General features: G+C 37.2%; 24 protein-coding genes. 9 read left to right on the top strand and 15 right to left on the bottom strand.

What is annotated here, in order from left to right; translation table 11 throughout:
• Nucleotides 1-41: 41 nt before the first annotated feature.
• From LG329_RS15855 to LG329_RS15840, 4 genes are all read left to right on the top strand, one after another.
• Nucleotides 42-764, top strand: coding sequence for an alpha/beta hydrolase (locus LG329_RS15855; protein ID WP_404451792.1), 723 nt, complete (start codon nt 42-44; stop codon nt 762-764).
• A 152-nt stretch (nt 765-916) separates the two neighbouring features.
• Nucleotides 917-1,432 (top strand): YjcG family protein, encoded by a 516-nt coding sequence (locus LG329_RS15850; RefSeq protein WP_404451791.1) that lies wholly within the window; start codon nt 917-919, stop codon nt 1,430-1,432.
• The gene (locus tag LG329_RS15845) at nt 1,433-1,855 is read left to right on the top strand and encodes a GNAT family N-acetyltransferase (protein WP_404451790.1); all 423 of its coding nucleotides are present in this window, start codon (nt 1,433-1,435) and stop codon (nt 1,853-1,855) included.
• 113 nt (nt 1,856-1,968) lie between these two features.
• The gene (locus tag LG329_RS15840) at nt 1,969-2,655 is read left to right on the top strand and encodes a DUF421 domain-containing protein (RefSeq protein ID WP_404451789.1); all 687 of its coding nucleotides are present in this window, start codon (nt 1,969-1,971) and stop codon (nt 2,653-2,655) included.
• A 70-nt stretch (nt 2,656-2,725) separates the two neighbouring features.
• Here the strand turns inward: LG329_RS15840 and LG329_RS15835 are convergent, their stop codons facing one another.
• From LG329_RS15835 to LG329_RS15825, 3 genes are all read right to left on the bottom strand, one after another.
• A complete protein-coding gene (locus LG329_RS15835) occupies nt 2,726-3,304 on the bottom strand; it encodes an NADPH-dependent FMN reductase (protein WP_404451788.1) in 579 nt (192 codons plus the stop codon).
• A 107-nt stretch (nt 3,305-3,411) separates the two neighbouring features.
• Nucleotides 3,412-4,389, bottom strand: coding sequence for a ring-cleaving dioxygenase (locus LG329_RS15830; RefSeq protein ID WP_404451787.1), 978 nt, complete (start codon nt 4,387-4,389; stop codon nt 3,412-3,414).
• A gap of 63 nt (nt 4,390-4,452) precedes the next feature.
• The gene (locus LG329_RS15825; RefSeq protein WP_404451786.1) at nt 4,453-4,908 is read right to left on the bottom strand and encodes a MarR family winged helix-turn-helix transcriptional regulator; all 456 of its coding nucleotides are present in this window, start codon (nt 4,906-4,908) and stop codon (nt 4,453-4,455) included.
• 159 nt (nt 4,909-5,067) lie between these two features.
• Between LG329_RS15825 and LG329_RS15820 the strand changes: the two genes are divergently transcribed.
• A complete protein-coding gene (locus LG329_RS15820) occupies nt 5,068-5,772 on the top strand; it encodes a DUF421 domain-containing protein (protein WP_404451785.1) in 705 nt (234 codons plus the stop codon).
• 7 nt (nt 5,773-5,779) lie between these two features.
• On the opposite strand, the gene LG329_RS15815 is transcribed toward LG329_RS15820, so the two are convergent.
• The 8 genes from LG329_RS15815 to LG329_RS15780 all read right to left on the bottom strand — a co-directional run bounded on the left by LG329_RS15815 (nt 5,780) and on the right by LG329_RS15780 (nt 12,854).
• On the bottom strand, nt 5,780-6,691 hold the full coding sequence (locus tag LG329_RS15815) for an endonuclease I family protein (RefSeq protein WP_404451784.1): 912 nt from the start codon (nt 6,689-6,691) through the stop codon (nt 5,780-5,782).
• 73 nt (nt 6,692-6,764) lie between these two features.
• On the bottom strand, nt 6,765-7,238 hold the full coding sequence (locus tag LG329_RS15810) for a DinB family protein (protein WP_404451783.1): 474 nt from the start codon (nt 7,236-7,238) through the stop codon (nt 6,765-6,767).
• Nucleotides 7,239-7,611: 373 nt separating this feature from the next.
• Nucleotides 7,612-7,923 (bottom strand): hypothetical protein, encoded by a 312-nt coding sequence (locus LG329_RS15805; RefSeq protein WP_404451782.1) that lies wholly within the window; start codon nt 7,921-7,923, stop codon nt 7,612-7,614.
• A 19-nt stretch (nt 7,924-7,942) separates the two neighbouring features.
• Nucleotides 7,943-8,293: a hypothetical protein gene (locus LG329_RS15800; protein ID WP_404451781.1), complete on the bottom strand. Its 351-nt coding sequence runs from the start codon at nt 8,291-8,293 to the stop codon at nt 7,943-7,945.
• 122 nt (nt 8,294-8,415) lie between these two features.
• Entirely contained in the window at nt 8,416-9,279 is an 864-nt protein-coding gene (locus tag LG329_RS15795) for an alpha/beta hydrolase (protein WP_404451780.1), read from the bottom strand.
• Between the two features lie 783 nt (nt 9,280-10,062).
• Nucleotides 10,063-11,691, bottom strand: a complete 1,629-nt coding sequence (locus LG329_RS15790; RefSeq protein ID WP_404451779.1) for an aryl-sulfate sulfotransferase — start codon at nt 11,689-11,691, stop codon at nt 10,063-10,065.
• Between the two features lie 142 nt (nt 11,692-11,833).
• A complete protein-coding gene (locus LG329_RS15785) occupies nt 11,834-12,298 on the bottom strand; it encodes a hypothetical protein (protein WP_404456721.1) in 465 nt (154 codons plus the stop codon).
• A 19-nt stretch (nt 12,299-12,317) separates the two neighbouring features.
• Nucleotides 12,318-12,854, bottom strand: coding sequence for a hypothetical protein (locus LG329_RS15780; RefSeq protein ID WP_404451778.1), 537 nt, complete (start codon nt 12,852-12,854; stop codon nt 12,318-12,320).
• A gap of 96 nt (nt 12,855-12,950) precedes the next feature.
• Between LG329_RS15780 and LG329_RS15775 the strand changes: the two genes are divergently transcribed.
• Nucleotides 12,951-14,066: an IS110 family transposase gene (locus LG329_RS15775; protein ID WP_404450976.1), complete on the top strand. Its 1,116-nt coding sequence runs from the start codon at nt 12,951-12,953 to the stop codon at nt 14,064-14,066.
• Between the two features lie 399 nt (nt 14,067-14,465).
• On the opposite strand, the gene LG329_RS15770 is transcribed toward LG329_RS15775, so the two are convergent.
• A complete protein-coding gene (locus LG329_RS15770) occupies nt 14,466-14,756 on the bottom strand; it encodes a hypothetical protein (RefSeq protein WP_404451777.1) in 291 nt (96 codons plus the stop codon).
• 135 nt (nt 14,757-14,891) lie between these two features.
• On the opposite strand from LG329_RS15770, the gene LG329_RS15765 reads away from it, so the two are divergent.
• The 3 genes from LG329_RS15765 (at nt 14,892) to LG329_RS15755 (ending at nt 16,813) form a co-directional block, all read left to right on the top strand.
• The gene (locus tag LG329_RS15765; protein ID WP_404451776.1) at nt 14,892-15,434 is read left to right on the top strand and encodes a CBO0543 family protein; all 543 of its coding nucleotides are present in this window, start codon (nt 14,892-14,894) and stop codon (nt 15,432-15,434) included.
• A 74-nt stretch (nt 15,435-15,508) separates the two neighbouring features.
• Nucleotides 15,509-16,207: a YetF domain-containing protein gene (locus LG329_RS15760; RefSeq protein WP_404451775.1), complete on the top strand. Its 699-nt coding sequence runs from the start codon at nt 15,509-15,511 to the stop codon at nt 16,205-16,207.
• 156 nt (nt 16,208-16,363) lie between these two features.
• Nucleotides 16,364-16,813, top strand: a complete 450-nt coding sequence (locus LG329_RS15755) for a YndM family protein (protein WP_404451774.1) — start codon at nt 16,364-16,366, stop codon at nt 16,811-16,813.
• Between the two features lie 239 nt (nt 16,814-17,052).
• Here LG329_RS15755 and LG329_RS15750 read toward each other — a convergent pair whose 3' ends face one another.
• From LG329_RS15750 to LG329_RS15740, 3 genes are all read right to left on the bottom strand, one after another.
• The gene (locus LG329_RS15750) at nt 17,053-18,645 is read right to left on the bottom strand and encodes a long-chain-fatty-acid--CoA ligase (RefSeq protein ID WP_404451773.1); all 1,593 of its coding nucleotides are present in this window, start codon (nt 18,643-18,645) and stop codon (nt 17,053-17,055) included.
• A gap of 272 nt (nt 18,646-18,917) precedes the next feature.
• Nucleotides 18,918-20,750 (bottom strand): LTA synthase family protein, encoded by a 1,833-nt coding sequence (locus tag LG329_RS15745; RefSeq protein ID WP_404451772.1) that lies wholly within the window; start codon nt 20,748-20,750, stop codon nt 18,918-18,920.
• A complete protein-coding gene (locus tag LG329_RS15740) occupies nt 20,747-22,357 on the bottom strand; it encodes an aminotransferase class V-fold PLP-dependent enzyme (protein ID WP_404451771.1) in 1,611 nt (536 codons plus the stop codon). Before LG329_RS15740 ends, LG329_RS15745 begins: the two co-directional genes overlap by 4 nt.

Raw genomic sequence — 22,357 nt, 5'->3', positions numbered from 1 at the left:
AGTGACAGGCACCCAAAAAAAAGACAAACGAGGTGTACACCATGGGAAGAAAAGGAACAATGGTCGAAGAAAAAATCGATAGTAAATACTTAGACGAAGTAATGACTTTAAAAATATATCAGCCAGAATCATTTTCCCCACTTTATAAATATCATATTTGCATTATGCAGGATGGGAATGATTATTATCAGCTTGGAAGAGCAGCAACGCTTAGTGACCGCCTGCATGCGAATGAAGAAATCGAGAATACCGTTTTCGTAGGGATTCACTATAATGACAAATATGATCGTAAGGAAAAATATCATCCAAGTGGCGAGAAACAGGATGCCTATATCAAGTTTTTAGTATATGAGGTTGTGCCGCTTCTCGATGATTTACTCCCTACCTACCATATGGGGCAATCCCGTTCATTAATGGGTGATTCACTTGCAGGTACGCTCGCATTGATGACGGCTCTACGCTATCCATATACATTTGGAAAAGTTATTATGCAGTCACCATATGTGGATGAAAAAGTGATGGATGCGGTTAGAAATGCGAAAGATATTCATTCCATCGATATTTACCATACGATTGGTCTTGATGAAACCGAAGTTGACACGACAGCTGGTACGAAAGAAGACTTCCTCGCACCTAATCGTGCGCTAAATCAACTTTTGGAAGAAACAGGTGTTAGCTATATTTACCATGAGCTAGAGGGTGAACATACATGGAAGGCATGGCAAAAAGATCTAAAACGTGCGTTGACATCCATGTTTAATTAACTTTTTAGAAAAATGTAACAATTTTTTCACCATTTTTCTTCTATATTTGTTATAATAAAGAGTAAATCTTATACAAATCTACCACAACTATGATCTAGCAGATTCACATCATTATAGTAATATACGCAAAAATATAACTAGGAGGTTTAACTATGAAATATGGTATTGTAATATTTCCATCAAAACCTGTTCAAGATAAAGCAAACGCATTAAGGAAGCGGTATGACCCGCATTACTCATTAATTCCACCGCATATCACAATAAAAGAAGCATTTGAAGCAGATGATGAAACGATTCATAAGCTCATTCCTGATTTAAGAGCAATCGCGAAAGAAACTTCTCCACTTACAATAAATGTTAACAAAGTCAGCACATTTGCACCTGTAACAAACACAATCTACATGAAGGTAGAAGCATCACAGGAAATCGTGCATTTATTTGAAAAGCTGCAGTCAGGTAAATTCCCGGATAATAAGGAATACGCATTTGTTCCTCATATTACAATCGCACAAAAGCTATCTGACCAGGAGTATGCAGATGTCTATGGTAGCCTGCAAATGAAAGATACCCAGTTAGAAGATCAAATTGATCGTTTCCAACTGATGTATCAGCTTGAAAATGGTTCATGGACCGTTTATGAATCTTTTGTGTTTGGAAAAGATGAATAAATGGATATTAAGCAAGTAGAAACAAACGGAGAACTTGAACAAGCTTACCATGTTCGTACCGTTGTGTTTGTAGAAGAACAAAAAGTCCCTCCTGAAGAGGAACTCGACGAATACGACAAAGAAGCTAATCATTTTGTTGGATATGTAAATGAAGTTCCTATCGCTGCGAGTCGACTGAGGTTCGTCGATTCCTATGGAAAACTGGAGCGTATCTGTGTATTAGATACCGAACGGGGTAAATCCTATGGGAAAATGATCATACAGCGAATGGAATTCGAAATAAAGAATAACGGTTTTGAAAAAGCCAAATTAAATGCACAAACACATGCGGAAGAATTTTATCAGCGCCTAGGATATGAAACTGTATCTGGTGAATTTATGGACGCTGGTATACCACATGTGACAATGATAAAGGATTTATAATAATGCCAGTTTGCTGGACTTCACGGTCCACAAGCTGGCATTTTTCTATGTAATTAAATTTTGATTTATGGACATCCTAATCTAAGATATGTGCAAAAAAGGGGTTGTCTTACATGGATCATCTAATGCCAATTTTCCTTGAATCATTGTTTGGTTTTGTTGCTTTATTTTTACTTACCAAGGTATTGGGTAAAACCCAAATAACACAACTTACACCGTTTGACTTTATCGCAGCCCTAGTCCTTGGAGAGCTTGTTGGTAACGCACTTTTTGACGATGAGAAGGGAATACTTGAAATCGGTTTCGCAATTGTTCTTTGGGGTTTAATCCTTTATCTAACTGAGATTATCACTCAAAAATTTAAAGGTACACGCGGGTTATTAGAAGGCCAACCATCGATTATCATTCACCAAGGAAAACTAATACGAGAAGAGATGAAGAAAAGCAATTTGGACATTAACCAACTTCAGCATATGCTTCGCTCAAAGGATGCCTTTTCAATTCAAGAGGTTCAATATGCAATATTAGAAACAGATGGTACTGTTTCTGTTTTGAAAAAATCTGCTTTTCAAACGCCCACTAGGAATGATTTGAACCTGCAGCCAGAAGCCATCCGCCTTGCTATCACACTAATTAATGACGGTGAAGTTATCTGGGATAATCTAAAAAGTGCCAACCTAACAGAAGAATGGCTTAAGCATGAATTAACGAAGCATGAGATAAAAACAGTGCGTGATGTGTTTTATGCTGAATGGATTGAAGGACATGACTTGTTTGTGCTGCCCTTTGTAAAGAGGTAGTGAACATTTGGACCCTTAAAAAGCTAAATCCCCCAACCACACACGTGGTTGGAGGATTTTTTTACTATATTTATACGGTAGCTTTTTCTACTCTTACTGTTTTTAATGCACCGCTCCATGCGATAACTTGATCAAGCATTTCGTTAGCATTAGCTGCATGGTATTCAGCTGGTTTGAATTCGCTCATGTTTACAAAATCAGTCATTAACGAGAAGTTAACTGCTGTACGCACGTCTGCAACTTGAAGCTCACCTAAGATTAGGCGTAGATTTTCATGTGCACGAGTTCCACCTAGACTACCATAACCTACAAATCCAGCAGCCTTGTTGTTTACCTCTGGATTTAAGTAGTCAAGCGCATTTTTAAATGCTCCGCCTACTGCATGGTTATATTCTGGTGCTAAAAAGATATAGCCGTCAAAAGAAGCTATTTTTTCTGACCAAGCTTTGATAGCTGCTACTGCTTCTTCTTGTTGTGCTTCTGGTACTTCTGCACCTAGCATTGGTAGGCTGTAGTCAGCAAGATCCACAATTTCATATTCTACATCAGCATCATTACGATTTGTTGCGAAATCGTATGTCCACTTAGCGACTGCTTCTCCATTACGACCTTGACGTACACTACCTAAAACAATTCCTATTTTTAACATAATAAATTCCTCTTTCCTATTTTTTATTATTAATTTATATGGTTGAACATGACTAGTTCACATTTCGTATTTCCCCCAACCACCCCCTAAAAGTAATTAACCTTTATTTAGTGTGATGTCTCTGTATTTAAGGGTTTCAACCTTGCTTCAATTTGTTCACGTTGATCTTCAAAAAATGGTGGTAGCGCCAAGGATTCTCCTAGAAATTCAATATCTTCGTCTGTTGCGAATCCAGGTCCATCTGTTGAAAGCTCGAACAATATTCCATTTGGTTCTCTAAAATAAAGTGCTTTAAAGTAAAAACGTTCAACAAGCCCTGAATTAGGTAACCGGAATTCTTCCAAACGGTCTCTCCATTGTTCTAATTCCTCCAGGTTATCCACACGGAATGAAACATGATGTACACTTCCCCGTCCAGGTCTTTCTCTTGGTAAATCAGTCCTTACTTCCACATGAACCTCTGCTCCTGTGCCACCTTCACCAGTAGCAAAAACAAGGATATCCTCTTGACCGTTTACTGGAGATGGATAGCTGCCTACCTGCTTAAATGTTAGAACTTTTGTTAAAATGGTAATCGTTGGTGCTGCGTTCTGGACGGTTAATTTAACAGGTCCAAGTCCAACAATACCCTTATCCACTGGAACACTACTGCGCTCCCAAACTTTCCCGCCTTTAACACCCGTATTGGTTTCATCTGAAATTAGCGTTAATCGTTGCCCTTCAGGATCGCGAAAATAAATCACATTTCGTTCCCCCTGTTTAGTAACTCCGTCATGATCAACCTTGTATTCATTTAACCGGTCTTGCCAATATGCTAATGCAGCATCGTTTGGAACACGTAATGAAGTTCCTGAAATACTGCTGGTTCCTTGATAAGTTGTTCCAGCATTCGGTATTTCAAAAAAAGTTAGATCGGTACCAGGATTCCCAACTTCGTCTGCATAAAATAAGTGATAGACAGATGTATCATCTTGATTTATTGATTTCTTAACCAAGCGCATTCCTAATATTTCTGTATAAAAGTGATAGTTCTCTTTCGCATTTGCTGTAATAGCAGAAACATGGTGAATTCCTTTTAACTCCATTTTAATTCCTCCTAATTATAGTTCCAATTCATATATTATTAATTCGAGATATTATATAAAAAATTATAACCTTTGTGCGTAAAGGCCTAATTTTTTTAACTGTTCAATCGTTGCTTTCTTTTCATCAGAATCAAGGCCACCTAATATCTCATTCAATGCTTCCCTGTGTTGAGGAAAAATTTCGTCCATTAGTTCTTTTCCTTTAGGCGTCAGGGCAGCAAATGTGACACGACGATCTGTTGGACATGCTTTTCTTTCGATATACTTTCTCTCTTCCAGCTTATCAACCACATAAGTAATACTGCTACTAGCAAGCAATACTTTATGACGGATTTTTTGGATGGGTTGCTCACCTTTATTAAATAACAACTCAAGAACGGCAAACTCTGTAAGATTAAGCCCATGACTCTTTATATTTGCGACAGACTGTTTTTCAATCGCTTGTAATGCACGCGATAAAACAACAAATAATTTTAAGGACAAATCACTTTCATCATTGAAATTTTTTGTTGAATCCATTTTTATCAATCCTTACTTTCATTATCTCGAATTCGAGATAATTATAACTCTTTTTCCTACTTGTTGTCAATAGCATATCTATATTCGTTTAGGGACACAATAAAAATGCTCAAAAGTAGTGATTGTAGATACTTTTATAAAGACTAGGACGTGAATTTCATGGATTTCTTTATTGGCCAAGAATCTCTTAGCGTTATACAGTGGATACTGAGAGCGATTGTCGGTTTCTTTTTTTTAGTATTAGCGGCTAAAATCATGGGACAGCGTTCGATATCACAATTAAGATTTCTTGATTTTGTCATTGCATTACTATTAGGAAACATTATTGCCCACCCCTTGTCAGATGAGGGATTAGGACTAAAAGGTTCGATGATTACCATGAGCGTATTAGTTATCTTATACATAACCGGAGTATTTTTGAGCTTACGGTGGGACACACTTAGAAAAATATTTAATCCTCCTCCCATTCCCCTTATAGAGAATGGGAAAATTGATTACAAAAATTTAACGAAAGCAAGAATTTCAATTGATTTTCTTTTATCTGAATTACGAAAGGAAAAAACGGAAGATATACAAAAGGTTGCACTTGCACTATGGGAGCCTGGAGGAACGATATCAATTTTCTTATATCCTCACCATCAGCCAATCACCCATTCAAATTTAACTTCCACCATACAGCCTTTTAATTTTCCGAAGACAATCATTAAAGAACGAAAAATTAATTACAACGAGTTAAGCAAGCTGGGAAAAGATGAACAATGGTTGGAAAACAAACTAAAAACAACCAATAACGTAATGGTAAACGAAGTATTGCTCGCAACCATTGATAATAATGAAAAAATACAATTGTTTTTGTATAAGTAGTGTTTATTTATTTAGGCAAAAGGTTCACTTTCTCAGGGAAATCAATGAACGGGTTTCGGTTTCCCTGAATTTCAAAGATAGCTTGATTACGGTGCTTTTCATAAATGTTTGGCGGAAAACTATGATGCCAATTTAGTAAAAGCTTTGTGTCGATTTCTTCCTTATAAGTCTGTTCAATTTGGTCAGGATACCTTACTAAAAAATACAACATGGCCCTGGCGACAGTTCCCTTACCATATTCAGGTTCAAATAGTTCCTCGTCCGCTTTGCCACAAGCCTCTTCAATCCGATTGACTTTTAGCTTTTCCGGGGCATAATTGGTAAAGTCATGGTAAGGATAATTGCTTCTAATTGAATTACAAACAGGATCACACGTAAATAAGTGATGTAGATCGCCGCGCATCGGCTCTTGTTCATTGAACCAGGATTGTGGCACAGAATGTTCGCAGTTATATTTGAAATCATTTTCAATTTGCGCAAGCTGGTCATTTACTTGATCTTGATCTTTATCTGCATCCACTGCCTTCTCGGCCTCTTGTTCTCGTTTTAAAGAAGTTTCATGGTCTTCTTTAATAACATCTTCCGCTTCACGTTTTTGCCCAGAATAAATACTGACCAGATTTCCGTCTGGCCGTAAATCAACCCAAGGATAAACATACTCACTTGGATCATACCTTAATTTGTTCGTATGCGTTTCTTTGAGAAGCTGTGTTAAGTCATCATCATTTAACTTTTCAAAATCAATGCTACGATAATATTGCTCGATTGTTTGCTTATCTTTTTCATCATCATAATAAACTTTATCGTCTTTCTCTAGTTTTCTCTTTGTTTCCGAAAGCTTAGAAATAATGGTGTTGAGACGCTGAGGATCTGTTGTTACCGGAAGAAACCTTTCCTTTTGCTGGGTGGTTAAGGTCATTTTCATTCCTCCTTGAATTCGTTTGCGAAACATAACACTACTTATTTATTTCTACTACCCTCAATAAATATTTTTACACATGGCTATGCGCATTTATTAATTTTTTTATATCAAGAATCGTTTGCATATGCATGCCTTCATGAAAGATAGTTCGTGTTAACACCTGTTCAATCGTCTGCATCTCCATTTCAGTCGGCGGATATTCCGTTTCAAGCTTCTCGCCGTATTTTTCTTTAATATCATTTATTTGCGCGCTAAGTAACCTTTTCAACTCTTCCAATGCAGGGGTATGTTCGGTAAAATTCTTTGGTGAGGTGCCATATCCGAACCAAGTACTAAAGTTTTCTGGACCGTCACTTTCGCCTGTAACTGCATTAATCCAATCATATTGATCTAAATATACATGTCCCAGATTCCAACGGATATTATTGTTGAACCCATTTGGAACTATTTCCGCTTCCTCTTCCGTTACAGTCTCAACGATTGCCAAAAGATAGCTTCGGTATTCCTCCAGCTGATTGAACAAAACTTCATGTCGCTTCTTCATGTGCCACTCTCCCTTTTAGAACATTTCAAAAGTTATTATACATCATCAGTTTACTATATTTATCCAATGAAAAAAAGGACCTGCAACATGCAAATCCTTTTTCGTATAGCCAACCTCTATGTGGAAGGACGGTTTGGCCCATTTAACTTTTTGTCACCTTTTTGTGGTCCACTTTTCATAGCTTCTGGATCTTTTTTACGTTTATTTTTCGACTGTGTCTTACCTCTCATCTAACACCCTCCTTTGAAATTAGTTTGCCTAATTCCGATAAAAAAATGTGGTGAAGGCTTCTTTCTATTTGTGAACTTAAGCAAAAACTCCCTGAAGAACTGTTATCTTTTTAAAATGTCTAAAAGGACGTAACCAAAAACAATTACATATTTGTTAATTTTTCTTTTGAGACCACTTGCCAATCGTGTTCTACAAGTTTCTCCATATAGGTTTCTATCTTAATTTCCTCAATTTCTAACGCAAGTGGATGTAGAGAAACAAAGCATTCATTTGAAGCATAATTGATCGTGACTTTTACAACTTCATATCCATTATGAAATCCCGAATGGAATCCTGGATCATCTATTATGTCTCCTTTAACAGGACGAATATTAGACTCAAATGTTTTCATCATAACTTCTGTTATATTCTTTTCTTTTACGGATGTTATAAAAATAATTAAATTAATTATCATTTTAGACTCCCTCTTTATATTAAATGTGTTTTAATTCACTTCTTTTCTTAGCAAACAGCATAAAAAGAAAACTAATTAAATAAGAAATACTGGTTACTCCAAACAAAGCAAAAACCCCAGGTGTACCGATTAAATATAAACTAATTGGTAATGACCACAAAAACGCGATTAACATTAAAATTTTTTTAGAGGATAAAGAAGCAATGATTGCTAAACAAGCAGGAAGAAATAACGTAATAAATGTGTTTACCGTAGGTTCAGTAGTTGGATTAGAATAAGGATTATAAAAAATAAATACAATCCATAAGAAAATACTGGAGAAACCCGCTATCACTCCAAAGAATATTCCCGTTTTTCTAATTTTCATCATCCTCCTTTTTAAATAACCTATGTTTTACGTAGAACAAGGATTACATTACAACAATTCCTTGTTGTGCTTCGTCAGTGGAACAAGGAGTGGAATCCCTTTTTAACAGGAAGCAAGCAAAATATTTATGATATTGCTTTTTCAGCACATCCTAAAAAATTTTTTATTTCAATTAAACATTTTTCATCAGACCAATGTACATAGTGATGACTATCTATTTTAGATAATGATACATTTCTTGCGTGATTAATTTTCTTAACTGCTTTTTCGGTCATGCTCGCCCTGTTATCGTCAATATCTTTGAAAGATGCGTAAATTAACAAACTAGGGGTAGTTAAACCTTTGAGTATTTTAGGTAAATCTAAACGATAATACCCGAACATAAGACGTAAACCCTCCCCAGTGAATTTCACTTCTTCCATTAAAGCTTTCTTTATGTAATCAGATTCTTCTATTTTAAACCTTTCACAAAACTCTTTTACTTGTTTTTCAAGTTTATCATTTGTTGGCTTAGTGTTATCCCCCGATGTGAAAAGCCCCTCCATCTTTCTTATAAATTTATCGCCAAATATTCTTTCCAGTGTACTCATTATTGGCATTATGTAGCCGAGAGGACCAAAATCTTTGATTGGAAATCTAGGTATTTTTAAATGGCCTTGGTCCAGCAAAATTAATTTAGTTACGTACGCTGGATAAACAGATGCAAAGCACATTGCAATTCCTCCTCCCATCGAATGTCCGATAAGAGTAACTTCCTTCATCTCATGTTGGTCAATATACTCCTTAACCCAGGATGCGATTTTTTGCTTTGATACTTTACCTTTTATTCCTGCACTTTTACCCATTCCAGGCATATCTAATAAGTGGCATTCATAGTTTTCAGCCAATGCTTCTGCTATGTTTAATCCTTCAATTCCCGAAAATCCTACTGCTGGAAGAAAAATTAAAGGTTTACCATTGCCAACGACAACGGAATGAAATTTCACCATAAATAAACACATCCTTACTAAAAAATTCAAGGCTGTTTTCCAACGATTGTTACTTTTTAAGAGAGTAGATATAAAGTGTGAAGTAAGTGCTGTGTTGATTTCCGCTACGGACAGTTGCTTTCCGCGGGCACGGCTTCAGCCTCCTCGCGGAAGACCACCGCTGCGGGGTCTTCAGACTCGTGCTGTTCCCGCAGGAGTCAACTGTCCTCCACTCCAATCAACTGCCATGATTGTGGAAATTCATGCTCTAATCAATACAGTGATTACTATCATTCCATTATTGGACACCACCTCAGCGGAGGAAATACACGTAGACTCCTGCGGGAACAGCGAAGACGATGAGACCCCGCAGTGAGCGTTTTTTGCTCGCGAGGAGGCTCAGCGCGAGCCCGCGGAAAGCGAAGTGTATTTCCAGAGCGGTGTAAAAGCACTTTTTTCACATTACGTCGCAGTTTATATCAACTATGAATATGAAAAGCAACAATGCGTACGAAAAGAATCAAATTCAAAGTTAAATTGAAAAGTTCCTTATTCACTTAAACTGCTTTGTTTAGTAAAAAAGCGTCTCCACTTATTGTAGAAACGCACTTGTTAGTTGGTCAATATTATTCCTATAACCTCCTATTAATAATAACAGGAGGCTATAGGATGATAATTTTAGTTACTCAAAAATTCCCTTCCATTTCACAAATAAAGCTTAACTGTTTATTGAACTTATTTTAACATAACTATTCTGAATTTGTTGTAAAATCAAGAAAAATGCTTGTCTGTTTTCAAATGAAATCAATCAGTTTGTTTTAAATTAAAATTCCACTTTTCGGGATAAAGCGGCATACGTACTCCGCGATAGATTTGTCTGTGATCGCCTTCTTTAAAACCAGTCACTTTTAGTTCATACACGACTTCATTAGCTTCATCGCCCGTTACTTCTACAACAATGCTCCTCATTTTACCATCCTCAGTTTGCGTATAGCCCGAAGTAAGCAGACGGTTTCCTGTTTCACTCAAATGATTGACATCACTGACATATTTAGAAAAGAAGGATTCACCTCGTTCTTTTCCATAAGCCCAAATTTCTTTGACTGTCATTTCTTCTGTATTAATGCGGTATTGGACACCACGACTGTACTCCTCGCTTACGCTTTCGTCCCCTCGTGTAACCGCAATATTGTTATCAAACAAAAGAATATCCTTTGTAGCTTCATTACTATCCTGATCAGGTAATACCATCACAGAATGAGGGCCACCCGGAAATTTGAAGTCTTCTCCGATTGGTTCCAGTAAATATTTTTGGTAATCTTCTGGCCAACCTTCGTGGGCAGCTAAGATATAATCTATTTCACCTTCAGGATAACTCATTTCCATAATTAAGCTCTGGTGTCGACTGGAAATCAGAATATCCCCTTCCGACTCATCATACCAAATCGCATTTTGGTGGAACCAATCCCCATCATCTGCAGAAGGCCCGTCATATTCCTGATAAAAATCCTCTGGCAAAATTTTTCGCAAATTAAGCTGATCAACCAATTCCCCAGATTCCCGGTCGATTTCAATCATTTCGTCTTCAATATACTCTGTCCCATCATGCGCAGTAGCCAGGATATTTCCATTAGGGAGCGCAATCGCATCATGATGGATGATTCCCCACCCCTCGTAATTGCTGACAGTAACTACGTAAGAATGAAATACTTGACCTAACATATCCATCTCGAGAATCTGATTATACTTGTCCGTCTTTTCTGTAAGATACAGAAGGTTATTGTTCTCCATTCGCTTCATTATGTGACTGTTAGGTAAGGTCGAATACCAGCGAACGTCCCCATTACTATCCACGCCATACGGGGATTCACTGCTCGGAATAAGAAACGTCAATCCATTCTCCATTTTTTTCGGGTTAGATTCAATCAATTCTGTTGTAAGAAAATCATCTGGAAGTGGCTCTGTATTTATCGTTAGTTTCTTTTCCGAAACCGTACCATCTTCGCTTTCCCCTTTAATAATGACGGTATTTGCGTAATCGGGATATAAACCAAGCACAGGAATTTCATGACTCGTTTCATAGCCAGAAAACGTCTTCGTGATATCAGCTGTCGCATCTTTCCCCTTGACTGTAACAGTTATTTCAATCGCCTTTTCTGTTTCAAATTTGAGGAGTGCTGTTAATGGAGCAACTCCATACGGGTCAGGGATAACCAATGGATCTTGCAAGTTATAATCCCTCTGCTTATATGTAGTACTAATTACTTTTTCGAGTGATGCTTGTTCCTTTATCATCTCCATATCTGCTGAAACCGTCCGTTTCCCTTCAGCTTCTTGCTGGTTTTCTTGCTGATCTTCTTCCTTCATAGTAAAAAATAAAATGGCCCCTATTACAACGGCGCCACATAGTGCTCCAATCACTATTTTTTTCATAAGATTTCCCCCGCCTATTATCTCGTATTGCATGCATATCGTAGTAGATTTATTTGCATATATATTCAGGTTAGCATAGGTTCGGCTAGCATTCTAATGATTGCAGACATAAAAAAAGTGCCGGAATCTTGGCACAAATTCATCAACTTTTATTTATTTTTGCTACTCCAATTGCAAAATGCTCCCAAAGAATATCTTCTACTAGCGCCCCTTTTGCCTGTTCACAATTTATAATTAAAATGACCTCAGATTGTTTTCCTTTCAAATATCTTTTTCTTTTTTTAACGACTAATTCAATAAATAATCTAATGGCGAATCCTAGGACAAATCCAATGAAGGCACTAATTAATCCCCAATAGACAGGACCCCAAGCCAATTCGAAGCCGATGCTGGTTCCGATAACAGAAAAAGCTGTCGCAAGTGCCATCCCAATATCTATTAATGATGTACCATCTGACTTATGAATGCTATCAAATAGTTTTCGTTCTTCCGTTCGATTATCAAGCGGAATCGCATATATATTTTCTTTACTAATTCCCCTTTTTTCTAAGGTTGAAATAGCCAGTTCTAAGAAAATATTATTATCAAAAGTTGAGAATAACTGCATTTTTTTCACTTCACTTTTTTCATTTAATTAAATCGAATCCTGGTTTTTGGTAATTGTCCTTTAAAAACCTTCGCTGCTCTTTTTCAAAAAGCTTATTATTTTCCACTGTATTCATATAAGAATCATACATGGAAAAACCATATAAGGAAGGTAAATATAGAAGCCATTCAGGGTTTAGAACCGAAGTAGCCTGTTGGATTTTTCCCAAAACCAAAAGCGTGGTCGCCTCAGGTGCATGGGAATAATAAAATGATATAACAGTCCAAATTATAACAAAAAAAGCAGGAATAATTCGGTGAATATAGAGTTGTCCAATACCAGGTAAAAATAAAGACCACATTAACGCTAATACGGGATTTCTTTTATCTAAGTAATTAATTTCCACTGCTCCTAAACTGAATGAATTAAAACGATGCTCTTCACGCTCTGCAAGTATAAAAACTTTGTTCATGTCAATTGTCGTTCGATAGCTATCCCAAATTCCAAACAGGTAAACTGGCATATATAATAAAAGCCATCTGGTATCCAAGACGTTAATAGCCATATCAGTTATCATGAACGAAACTAGCCCCTTGTCGTAATAACGTAGGTTAATTTGGGTATAGAGTAGTACAAACCAAATCAGAGCTATAATACGAAAGGAGCTAGTAATATGAATAATACCACAAAATACGTCGGTTTAGACGTATCAAAAGAAAAGATTGCAGTAGCGGTTGCAGATGAGGGACGTTCTAAACCGAGATATGTTGGTATGATTGACTATACGGTAGAAGCAATTAGAAAGATAATGAAAAAACTAGGAGAGCCGAAACAGCTTCAAGTTTGTTATGAAGCCGGACCAACTGGATACGGACTCTATCGACTTCTTAACAGTATGGATATTGAATGTGAAGTAATTGCACCATCGTTAATACCAAAGAAACCTGGCGAACGTGTAAAGACTGATAAACGTGATGCCATTAATCTCGCAAAACTTTATCGTGCTGGGGAATTAACACCTATCTATGTACCAACAGAAGATGATGAGGCACTACGTGATTTGGTTCGAGCACGCGAGGATGTAAAGGAAGATGAATTAAGAGCTAAACATAGACTAACAAAATTTCTTCTAAGAAATGAAATCAAACCGCCTAAAGGAACCAAAAAATGGACAGTGAAATATTGGGATTGGCTGGATAAAATGACATTTGAACGGTCTGCATCCCGGGTGGCATTCCAAGAATATTTGCAGCAACTAAAAGAATTTCAGCAACGATTAAAAGTATTGGAAGAGGAAATTGAAGACCAAGCCAAAGAAGGTGTCCACGCACCAATGATCCAAACCCTTATGACATTACGAGGAGTAGCAATTATTACAGCAACTAGTTTGGTTGCGGAAATTGGATCATTCAAGCGATTTCAGACACCAAAACAATTTATGGCATACACTGGACTGGTACCAAGTGAAAGTTCCAGCGGTGAATTACGTAGATTAGGTAGCATAACCAAAACAGGGAATCAACATGTTCGAAGATTGTTGATAGAGGCCGCGTGGGGCTATAGATATAAACCCGCAGTCAAAGGAAAGCTGAAGAAACGACAAAAGGGACAGCCGTCGAATATCTTAGGAATTTCATGGAAGGCTCAAAACCGCTTGCACAAAAAATATTTTTGTCTATTAGGACGTGGAAAAGAGAGTGGGAAAGCAATTACGGCAGTAGCAAGAGAACTGGCAGGATTCATTTGGGCAATTTCCCACGAATCTAATTGTGAAGCTAAAACAAATTAAACTCCAATAAGCTAAAAAAGGATGAACATTCATTTGAAAAGGGAATGAGTATAGGGCTCGGAGGCAAAGGTGAAAACCGTAAGGGAGAACGCACGACGTAGACTTGTGCTAGCCATAAATTGGTGAACGCACGGCAGGAGTTCGTGTAAGATCCTTAGACGGAGAGATAAAATGTGAGAACCCACGGATATCAGTATGCTCATCGGAGTAGAGACTTTTGCCTTCGTGCCGTGTATTTATCTCCTTTATAAAATAAGAAAGGGGTAAATCATTATTCTTGGCTTATTATTAGCAAGCTAAAAGAAAGGAATTATTGTAGCAAATGGCAGCTTATAGAATATAACTCAAAAAAGGAGCCTAAAAAAGACTCTTAAATTAAGGTTGTCCAAAAAACTATATTTAAATAAGTGTGTGGGGTGACTTGACAGTTTCGTTCATATCAATATTACCCTGGAACGAATAAATGATGCCTAAATTAATATTAGCTTGAAGGTTAACGACGACCTCCCAAATAAACAGTACAAATCCAAGAAGATATTTAGATAAAAGAAGATGGCCGAATCCAGGAAATGCCGCACTCCACCAAGCAACAGTATATGGGCTTCTCAAATGAATTTGTGTTGTACCAAGAACACTGACATGTGCTGTGTAACGCCTCGCAGTATTGTTGTTATTCGTGTAGTTGTCCACTTAAAAAACTCCTTACTATCTCAAAATATCTTTTCCCGAAAATGGTCGTTTATTCTTCACAAGTTAGCAATGTATATATATTCAGGGAAAACAAATCATATGGTAACACACTTCGAATAAAGGTGGATGGCCGGAATGAGTCTTGCAATCATAAATGAAATCATTGAAGCTAATGAAAAGTACGGCCAACTTAAAAGGGTTAACTTTTTCGAGAATGTTATTTTTTCTTACCAGTGGTGGATACTTTTATTCATCACTTTTGTTGTTTGGATAATATGGGGATTATTAGTAGATAAAAGTCGTATGAAAAACATTTTTCTCGTTGGAATGACCACAAGCCTGTTAGCCGTTATTCTGGATGGTATAGGTCTTACCCTGAATTTATGGGCATATCCTTATCAACTCCTTTACTTCACAGGTCAACTATTTACCGTTGATCTTGCCATCATACCGGTTTTCTATATGTTGTTATATCAGTATTCTAGAACGTGGAAATCTTATTTCGTTAAACTCATTTTGTTAAGCATTTTTGCTACTTTTGTGGCTGAGCCGATTTTTGTCAAACTGGATATATACCGGTTACTACAGTGGGAACATTGGTATTCTACTCCCTTTTATATTCTAATTGGGGTTTTCGTGAAATGGTTGGTTGATAAGATAGATGAAAGATCCGCATAACCCTATACCAAAGCCTTATTAAGAATGAAAGCCATCAATATGGATAACATAACGATTAAAGGGAGGGTTTAGATATGTCAATTTCCACTTTAGCCCTTAGACTTGCTATTGCTTTTGTTACCTTGTTAGTTTTGACAAGGCTGATGGGTAGAAAAGAAATATCTCAAATCACCTTTTTTAATTTTATATCAGGGATTGCAATCGGAACTATCGGCGCTTCACTTGCGATTGATTCTACTTTGAGTATTCGCAACGGTTTCCTCGCGTTAGTCGGTTGGAGTGCATTTACAATAATCCTCGGACTAGTAGATATAAAATCCAAAAAGGTACAAGTCGCAGTCGAAGGTCAACCGATAATTCTTATCAAACAAGGGAAAATTATGGAGGGTGCACTTCGTAAAGCTCGTCTAAATGTTGACACCTTGAATGCTTTATTAAGGCAAAAGAATGTTTTTTCTACATCTGAGGTGGACTACGCTATTTTTGAAACAAGCGGTAAGCTCTCAGTAATGAAAATGGAAGCAAATCAACCAGTAACCAAGAGTGACATGAACATTCAACAGATTAATAGCGATTTTCTTCCTATTTCTACAACAGTAATTTCTGGCGGTAGAGTTAATAAAGAGAATTTAAAAAAGTTAAATCTGGATACTCAATGGCTGGATGAACAGTTACAACTAGCCGGTGTTAACGCCGTTTCCGACATCTTTTATGCTGAAGTTCAAAAAGATGGTTCTTTGTATATTGATCAAGAGAATGACTTTCTACATTAGAAGCTAAAACCTGTGTTCAACTTTGGCGGCAACAAGGATTTATTATAATTGATGTGAAGGGCAACTCAAAAACTTTTTCGTATACCACCTAGTTGTAAAGGAATAATAAATGCACATAGTAATTTTTTGTCTACCTTGAAAGGGGTTTAAAAACCATTGAAATATATAACGGCTTTATTAATCAAATTTGTTTTAATTACAGCTGTGCTTTGGTTTATTCTAGGGGTACAGTTCGAGGTTTCCTTTGCAAACATCTTAATCACTAGTCTGGTTTTAACAGGTGCATCGTTTATTATAGGCGATTTGTATGTATTACCTAAGATTGGGAATATAGGGGCATCAATGGTCGACCTTGTACTTGCGCTTGCTGGAGTCTGGGCAATCGGTTCCATACTATATGCAGAACCTATTCCACTGGGTACTGCTTCGCTTCTATCAGCTGTCGGCATTGCAATTGGTGAGCTTCTTGTTCACTGGTATATGAAGAAGCAATTTATAACTGGAGAGGCAACAATGCCCGGATATTATGACCGGGAGCTTCAGACGGAATTTAGTGACGAACTGGAACCTGATACCAAGAAGAATAATAAAAAGGACCAAGAGTAACTTATTGTTGGGGTCTATTCAATTAAGAAGAGCTTGGAAGTTATTCCAAGCTCTTCTTAATTACTTTATGTTGACCTATTCAACAAAAGCAGGGATTTATTGCCCACTCCGACAGTTATGATTGGAGACAAAGCTGGATGGACAAGAAAGCAAATCGATGAATGGATAGAGCAAATCAAGATTAAAAAGGTGCGTAATAATAATAGATAATGATTTCTTAATCTATTCTACACCTTCGATTAATTTACCTTCTTCGGCCCTTCCCAATTCATTTCTCTTAAGCGAAACTTTTGCAGTTTACCCGTCGCTGTTTTTGGTAATGCTTCGACGAACTCAACTGCTTTCGGCGCTTTAAAGTGAGCCATTTCAGACCGGCAATAATTAATAATCTCTTCAGCTGTAATACCTACATTTGGGTGCAGCACAATAATTGCTTTAGGTACCTCTCCCCATTTCTCATCAGGTATGGCAATAACAGCAACCTCCATAACGTCTGGATGTTTATACAATATACCTTCTACCTCTGTAGACGAAATATTTTCTCCACCGGAAATAATCAAATCCTTGGCACGATCACGTATTTCAATAAATCCGTCTGGATAGGTCACCGCTAAATCTCCGGTATAGAACCATCCGTCCTTGATTGCAGCAGCTGTCTTTTCTGGATCCTTGTAGTATCCCTCCATTACGACATTACCACGAGTAATAATTTCTCCTAATTCCTCGCCGTTCCATCTGACTTCTTCTCCATCCGGATGAATGACCTTTGTTTCGCCATTAAAAGCAAGCTCTATCCCTTGTCGTGCCTTAATTATTGCTTGTTCCTCTGCTGATTTCGAATCAAATTCTTTCTTCCATTCACAATAAAGAATGAATGGTGATGTTTCCGTCAGTCCATAAACATGTATCATATTCAATCCAAGGATTTCTTGCGCTTTATTAATGAGGGCTGCCGCTGGTGGAGCTCCCGCTGTTGCCATGCGTGGGCGGGTCTTAATATTTGTTTCCTTTGCCTTTGGATGATTCACAAGCATATTAATTACCGTCGGCGCACCACATAACAAGGTAATATTCTTACTTTCAAACAAGTCGAGAATAAGGGGAGGATCGACCTTTCTCAAACAAACATGCGTACCACCAGCCGCGGTAATGGCCCAAACGCCACCCCAGCCATTTGCATGGAACATCGGTAGTGTATGAAGATAAACATCATCATGGTTAACGCCGAGGTGATACATAAAATTTGCCGCATTGAGATAATTACTGCGATGTGTCAACATCACGCCTTTTGGTTTTGATGTTGTACCGCTTGTATAATTCAATGTTAGCAGCTGATTTTCATCTATTTCAACCTCTGGCAACGCCTCATTTTCTGGAATATGTTGAAGAAATACCTCATAGTCCACTCCTTTTAAAGAAGTCTTATGTCCAGGTACTGATACTATTACGATTTGTTCCAATGAAAGATTTGAAGCGATATCCTCAATCGGTCCACTGAATTCTTCATCAACAATTAACATCTTCGCATCACTATGATTGATGATGTACTCCAAGTCACCCGCTGTTAAGCGATAATTGAGCGGTACCATTGTCGCACCAAGCTGACAAATCCCATAAAAACTTTCCAGCATATAATGCGTGTTAGGCAACATCACTGCAACATGATCACCTTTTTCAATACCAGCATGATGTAAGGCAACAGAAAGCTTGTCTGTACGCTCACCAAACTCCTTGAAAGTAAATTGTTTTTCTTCATCGATAACAGCTACTTTTTGCGGATAGTACTTCACTGCCCTACGTTTCCAATCCAATGGGGTTAATGCGGAAAACATATAATCACAACTCCTTTTTCAAGATGGCTGGATTTGATTAAAGTCACAAATAAATCTAAATATTTAGTAAATATTATTCTACAATATAGTATACTTACTTTAGTTTCAAGTAAAAAGGCACTAATTTTTATAATTGTTAGTTAAATAAAAAAAGAAGCATAAAAAATACTAGCCACCAATTTATTCTATTGTTCGATTATAGTATTACTATCGTCTAAATAGATAAGCTTGGTGGCATTTTCTTAGAAAATATAAGTAGTACCTTCAGTACCTCATTCAATAAAACGCAATAAATCCCCTAGTATGATATTATCCGAAAGCTCCAATTGATTCCGAACAACCTCCAGGTAAGGCGAACAACTTTTGGTGTTTACTACCTTTTCCGAACTTCTGTCATAACACACATTATTTACATAAGCATAATCACTTGTAATCATACTTCCATCTCTAAAAATGACTGGATGATTACCATCTCTCGTAAACAAGCTATGACCGAAAGACATTTGATTTTCAGTAGAAATTCCTAATAGATGCAGCAACGTTGCCCGAATGTCTATTTCACCACCAATTGTTTCTATTATTCTTCCTTCCTGTCCCGGAATATGAATAATTAATGGAACCTGCTGTAATTCCAAATGGTTAAGTGGTGTTGCTTTTTGATTGAGCAGTTCATGGACACCCGCTTCATATTTTTTGGAAATCCCATAGTGGTCACCATATATAACAAATAGTGTATCTTTATACATATCCTGCTTTTTTAACAACTGAAAAAAACGTTTAAGTGCCGCATCTTCATACCTGACTGTTGTAACATACCGATTTACAACACCTACTTCCGTATTGGCTGGTTCAATCATTTGATCCTTCTTATCTAATAAGAAGGGGAAATGGTTGGTTAATGTAATAAACTTCGCCATATAAGGCTCAGGTAGTTGCGTTAGGTTTTCCATTGATTGTTCAAAAAAAGGAATATCTTTAATTCCATAGTTAATGGAGTTTTCTTCAGTTACATCATAATACTTCTTTGAAAAATAGTGGTCATAACCAAGGTTACGGTACATTTGATCCCGGTTCCAGAATTCTGCGGTATTGCCATGAAAGGTAGCTGCCGTATAGTCTCCATTTTCTTTTAATAAATATGGGAGTGATTCAAACGTATTTTCAGGACGACGCACGAAAACAGATCCACTTGGCAGTGGATACAACCCCGTATCAATCATAAACTCTGCATCAGACGTCTTCCCTTGAGCGGTCTGATCATAAATATTGGAAAAGTAAAAGCTATCTTTAATTAGGTTATTGAGAAAAGGAGTAATCTCTTCCCCTCGAACTGTTTCATTGATAACAAAATCCTGTGTGGATTCAAGGCTTATAAGTACAATATTTTTCCCTTTTGCGATACCAAATAAATCTGTTCGTTCATGAGGCTTTTCTTTTATGTACTGGCTTACACTTTTAGCATCTGATGCATCGGATAATGCCTTTTCAATCGGTGCTTTGACTCCATGGATCATATTAATCGCCTGATAATTGTAAATGCCTAATGTTTTTACAAGCTGATCTCTATTATACCCACTAAGTAAATGTGGACTTTGTATGACACCCAGGCTAATGGTAAAAGCAATTAATCCGATACTGGCTATTGTGTATTTCTTTTTCATCGGCATTTTTATCTGATTCTTTTCTTTAGAAAAGATAATCCAGCATAAAATAAAAATATCAATAAATAGGAACACATCAAATGGAGAAAGCAATTCGACTGTACTTGCACCAAGGCCTCCAACATTACTTATTTGAAGTAATACAGAAACCGTTACAAAGTCGATATAGAAACGATAATAAAGTAGATTAGCAAATAAAAGGCCTGTTATCAATACATAAACGACCAGTAAACTTATTGGGCGAACTCGGTTACTAAAAAAGAAACTACACCCGATAAATAACATTAACGTTCCGATTGGGGCAAGGATGAGTAATACAAGATCTAACCAGGAAGCAGTTGTTAGGTCAAATCCAAATAGTGTTACAAGTACCGTTTTCAGCCATAGTAAGATGACCGCGGTAGCTACGATATGTTTGGATATATAATGAATCATCCGCTTCATCTGTTCAAGACCTTCTCATTCGTCAGATGTTCAAACTGATCACAAACCATTTGAATAGCTTTCATGACATCTGGCTGTTTCTGGTCTCCCATTAAGGCAACCTGGAACCAATTTCGTTTAAGTAAATAACCACTTTCATAGCTTGTTTGTATACCATATGATTTTAAACAATCACCAAGATCTTTTGACGACATTTCATTGGGTAAACGAACCGTAATAATTCCCGGTGAGTAGTCTTCTCTTCTCAATACGTTCATACCTGACGAAGTGAAACTCTCACATACCTTTTGAGCGAGCTCATCTTTTTGAGATTGTGGATTGTTTAAGGCAGCGTGCAGAGCCATTAATCCATTTGAAGAGTGTGTATATGGAACACTTTGATTCGCTTGATATTTTCCTAAGTCTAAGTAGTTCGGAATCATTTCATTTGGTAAAATATCCACTTGATGAAAAACCATTGCAAGGCCAGGATACGAGGCTATCCCTTTACCACTAACCGTGCTCGCTAAATAAACATCTGTTAAATCTACAGGGATCAAGCCAACAGAACTGCAAGCATCCACACAGAGATTCACATGATGTTTTCCACAAATTTCCTTCAGTTGTTGTAAAGGATAAACATATCCAGTAGATGTTTCGCAATGCACAGTCCAAAGCCACTGAATGGCTGGATTATCTGTTAAAACACGATCTATTTCCTGTAAGGTGATGGGATTGTTCCAGGCTTTTTGTATTTTTTCAAAAGAGAGACCCCATCTTCTCCCATGATCCATCAATCGCTCGCCGAACTCACCATTAGCTAAAATCAACCCTGTATTTGGGAGCACTGACAATTGCGCTGCGACCATATCATTAGCAAGGGTGCCTGTCCCGACCACTACTTCTACATGATTTGCATTAGTAAGATCACATAATTTCATTTGTATTTCGTCCATTACATTTTGAAATGGTGTAGAACGGTGTGAAATTGCTGGCTCTTGCCATGCTTTCTTCACTTCCTTCGTTACCTCAACAGGACCTGGAAGAAAGTTATGATAAAAAGTTTTCTCTTTCCTCTCTATCAGCCTTTGGAAAACTTTTGACGATAATTCAAAGTTCTTCTTTGTTAAGTACATTGGTTGGTATGGTGCCTCTTCCGTACCGACAAGTGGGCCAAATGGTTGAAAGCCGAGATGCTTATATAACTTGGTCTGTCGTATTGTTCCAGAAATTAAGGCCATTGAATATCCCTTATCTAAGCAATAAGAAACCAACTGTTCACACAAACCATAAAAAATACGTCCACCACGGTATGCTTCTTTTATCGATAGCAATCTTATTTCACATGGCACAGCTTTTTCCGGTAAGTGAGTATCAAGATTCTCAAGTTTCTGGTCAAGTGAAAATGGTCGATTCCCTTTGACCGAAATCATTCCAACCACTTCATCTTTTCTTTTCGCAATTATATATGTATTTTCTTCGTTAAAACGATCGATTAATTTTCTTGTATCATTTGATTCATGTTGCGGAATTTCTTCTACAAATGTTTCATAGTTTAAACGATATATTTGTTCCATTTCATTAACATGTTCTGCTATTTTGTACAAAATTGGTGTAGAATGGCTCAT

The sequence above is a fragment of the Virgibacillus necropolis genome (assembly GCF_044793635.1).
Lineage (GTDB): Bacteria > Bacillota > Bacilli > Bacillales > Amphibacillaceae > Virgibacillus_F > Virgibacillus_F necropolis_A.
The sequence above is the reverse complement of the archived record's forward strand: the minus strand, read 5'-3'. Positions and strand labels throughout refer to the sequence as shown.

Excerpts from the sequence above, each read along its gene's own strand:
- LG329_RS15790 (WP_404451779.1), bottom strand. The coding sequence starts at position 11,691 with ATGAAAAAAATAGTGATTGGAGCACTATGTGGCGCCGTTGTAATAGGG.
- LG329_RS15805 (WP_404451782.1), bottom strand. The coding sequence starts at position 7,923 with ATGATAATTAATTTAATTATTTTTATAACATCCGTAAAAGAAAAGAAT.
- LG329_RS15780 (WP_404451778.1), bottom strand. The coding sequence starts at position 12,854 with ATGATAACTGATATGGCTATTAACGTCTTGGATACCAGATGGCTTTTA.
- LG329_RS15745 (WP_404451772.1), bottom strand. The coding sequence starts at position 20,750 with ATGAAGCGGATGATTCATTATATATCCAAACATATCGTAGCTACCGCG.
- LG329_RS15775 (WP_404450976.1), top strand. The coding sequence starts at position 12,951 with ATGAATAATACCACAAAATACGTCGGTTTAGACGTATCAAAAGAAAAG.
- LG329_RS15830 (WP_404451787.1), bottom strand. The coding sequence starts at position 4,389 with ATGGAGTTAAAAGGAATTCACCATGTTTCTGCTATTACAGCAAATGCG.
- LG329_RS15845 (WP_404451790.1), top strand. The coding sequence starts at position 1,433 with ATGGATATTAAGCAAGTAGAAACAAACGGAGAACTTGAACAAGCTTAC.
- LG329_RS15815 (WP_404451784.1), bottom strand. The coding sequence starts at position 6,691 with ATGACCTTAACCACCCAGCAAAAGGAAAGGTTTCTTCCGGTAACAACA.
- LG329_RS15760 (WP_404451775.1), top strand. The coding sequence starts at position 15,509 with ATGTCAATTTCCACTTTAGCCCTTAGACTTGCTATTGCTTTTGTTACC.
- LG329_RS15795 (WP_404451780.1), bottom strand. The coding sequence starts at position 9,279 with ATGGTGAAATTTCATTCCGTTGTCGTTGGCAATGGTAAACCTTTAATT.
- LG329_RS15740 (WP_404451771.1), bottom strand. The coding sequence starts at position 22,357 with ATGAGCCATTCTACACCAATTTTGTACAAAATAGCAGAACATGTTAAT.
- LG329_RS15825 (WP_404451786.1), bottom strand. The coding sequence starts at position 4,908 with ATGGATTCAACAAAAAATTTCAATGATGAAAGTGATTTGTCCTTAAAA.
- LG329_RS15810 (WP_404451783.1), bottom strand. The coding sequence starts at position 7,238 with ATGAAGAAGCGACATGAAGTTTTGTTCAATCAGCTGGAGGAATACCGA.
- LG329_RS15840 (WP_404451789.1), top strand. The coding sequence starts at position 1,969 with ATGGATCATCTAATGCCAATTTTCCTTGAATCATTGTTTGGTTTTGTT.
- LG329_RS15855 (WP_404451792.1), top strand. The coding sequence starts at position 42 with ATGGGAAGAAAAGGAACAATGGTCGAAGAAAAAATCGATAGTAAATAC.
- LG329_RS15850 (WP_404451791.1), top strand. The coding sequence starts at position 917 with ATGAAATATGGTATTGTAATATTTCCATCAAAACCTGTTCAAGATAAA.
- LG329_RS15750 (WP_404451773.1), bottom strand. The coding sequence starts at position 18,645 with ATGTTTTCCGCATTAACCCCATTGGATTGGAAACGTAGGGCAGTGAAG.
- LG329_RS15835 (WP_404451788.1), bottom strand. The coding sequence starts at position 3,304 with ATGTTAAAAATAGGAATTGTTTTAGGTAGTGTACGTCAAGGTCGTAAT.
- LG329_RS15785 (WP_404456721.1), bottom strand. The coding sequence starts at position 12,298 with ATGCAGTTATTCTCAACTTTTGATAATAATATTTTCTTAGAACTGGCT.
- LG329_RS15820 (WP_404451785.1), top strand. The coding sequence starts at position 5,068 with ATGGATTTCTTTATTGGCCAAGAATCTCTTAGCGTTATACAGTGGATA.
- LG329_RS15800 (WP_404451781.1), bottom strand. The coding sequence starts at position 8,293 with ATGATGAAAATTAGAAAAACGGGAATATTCTTTGGAGTGATAGCGGGT.
- LG329_RS15765 (WP_404451776.1), top strand. The coding sequence starts at position 14,892 with ATGAGTCTTGCAATCATAAATGAAATCATTGAAGCTAATGAAAAGTAC.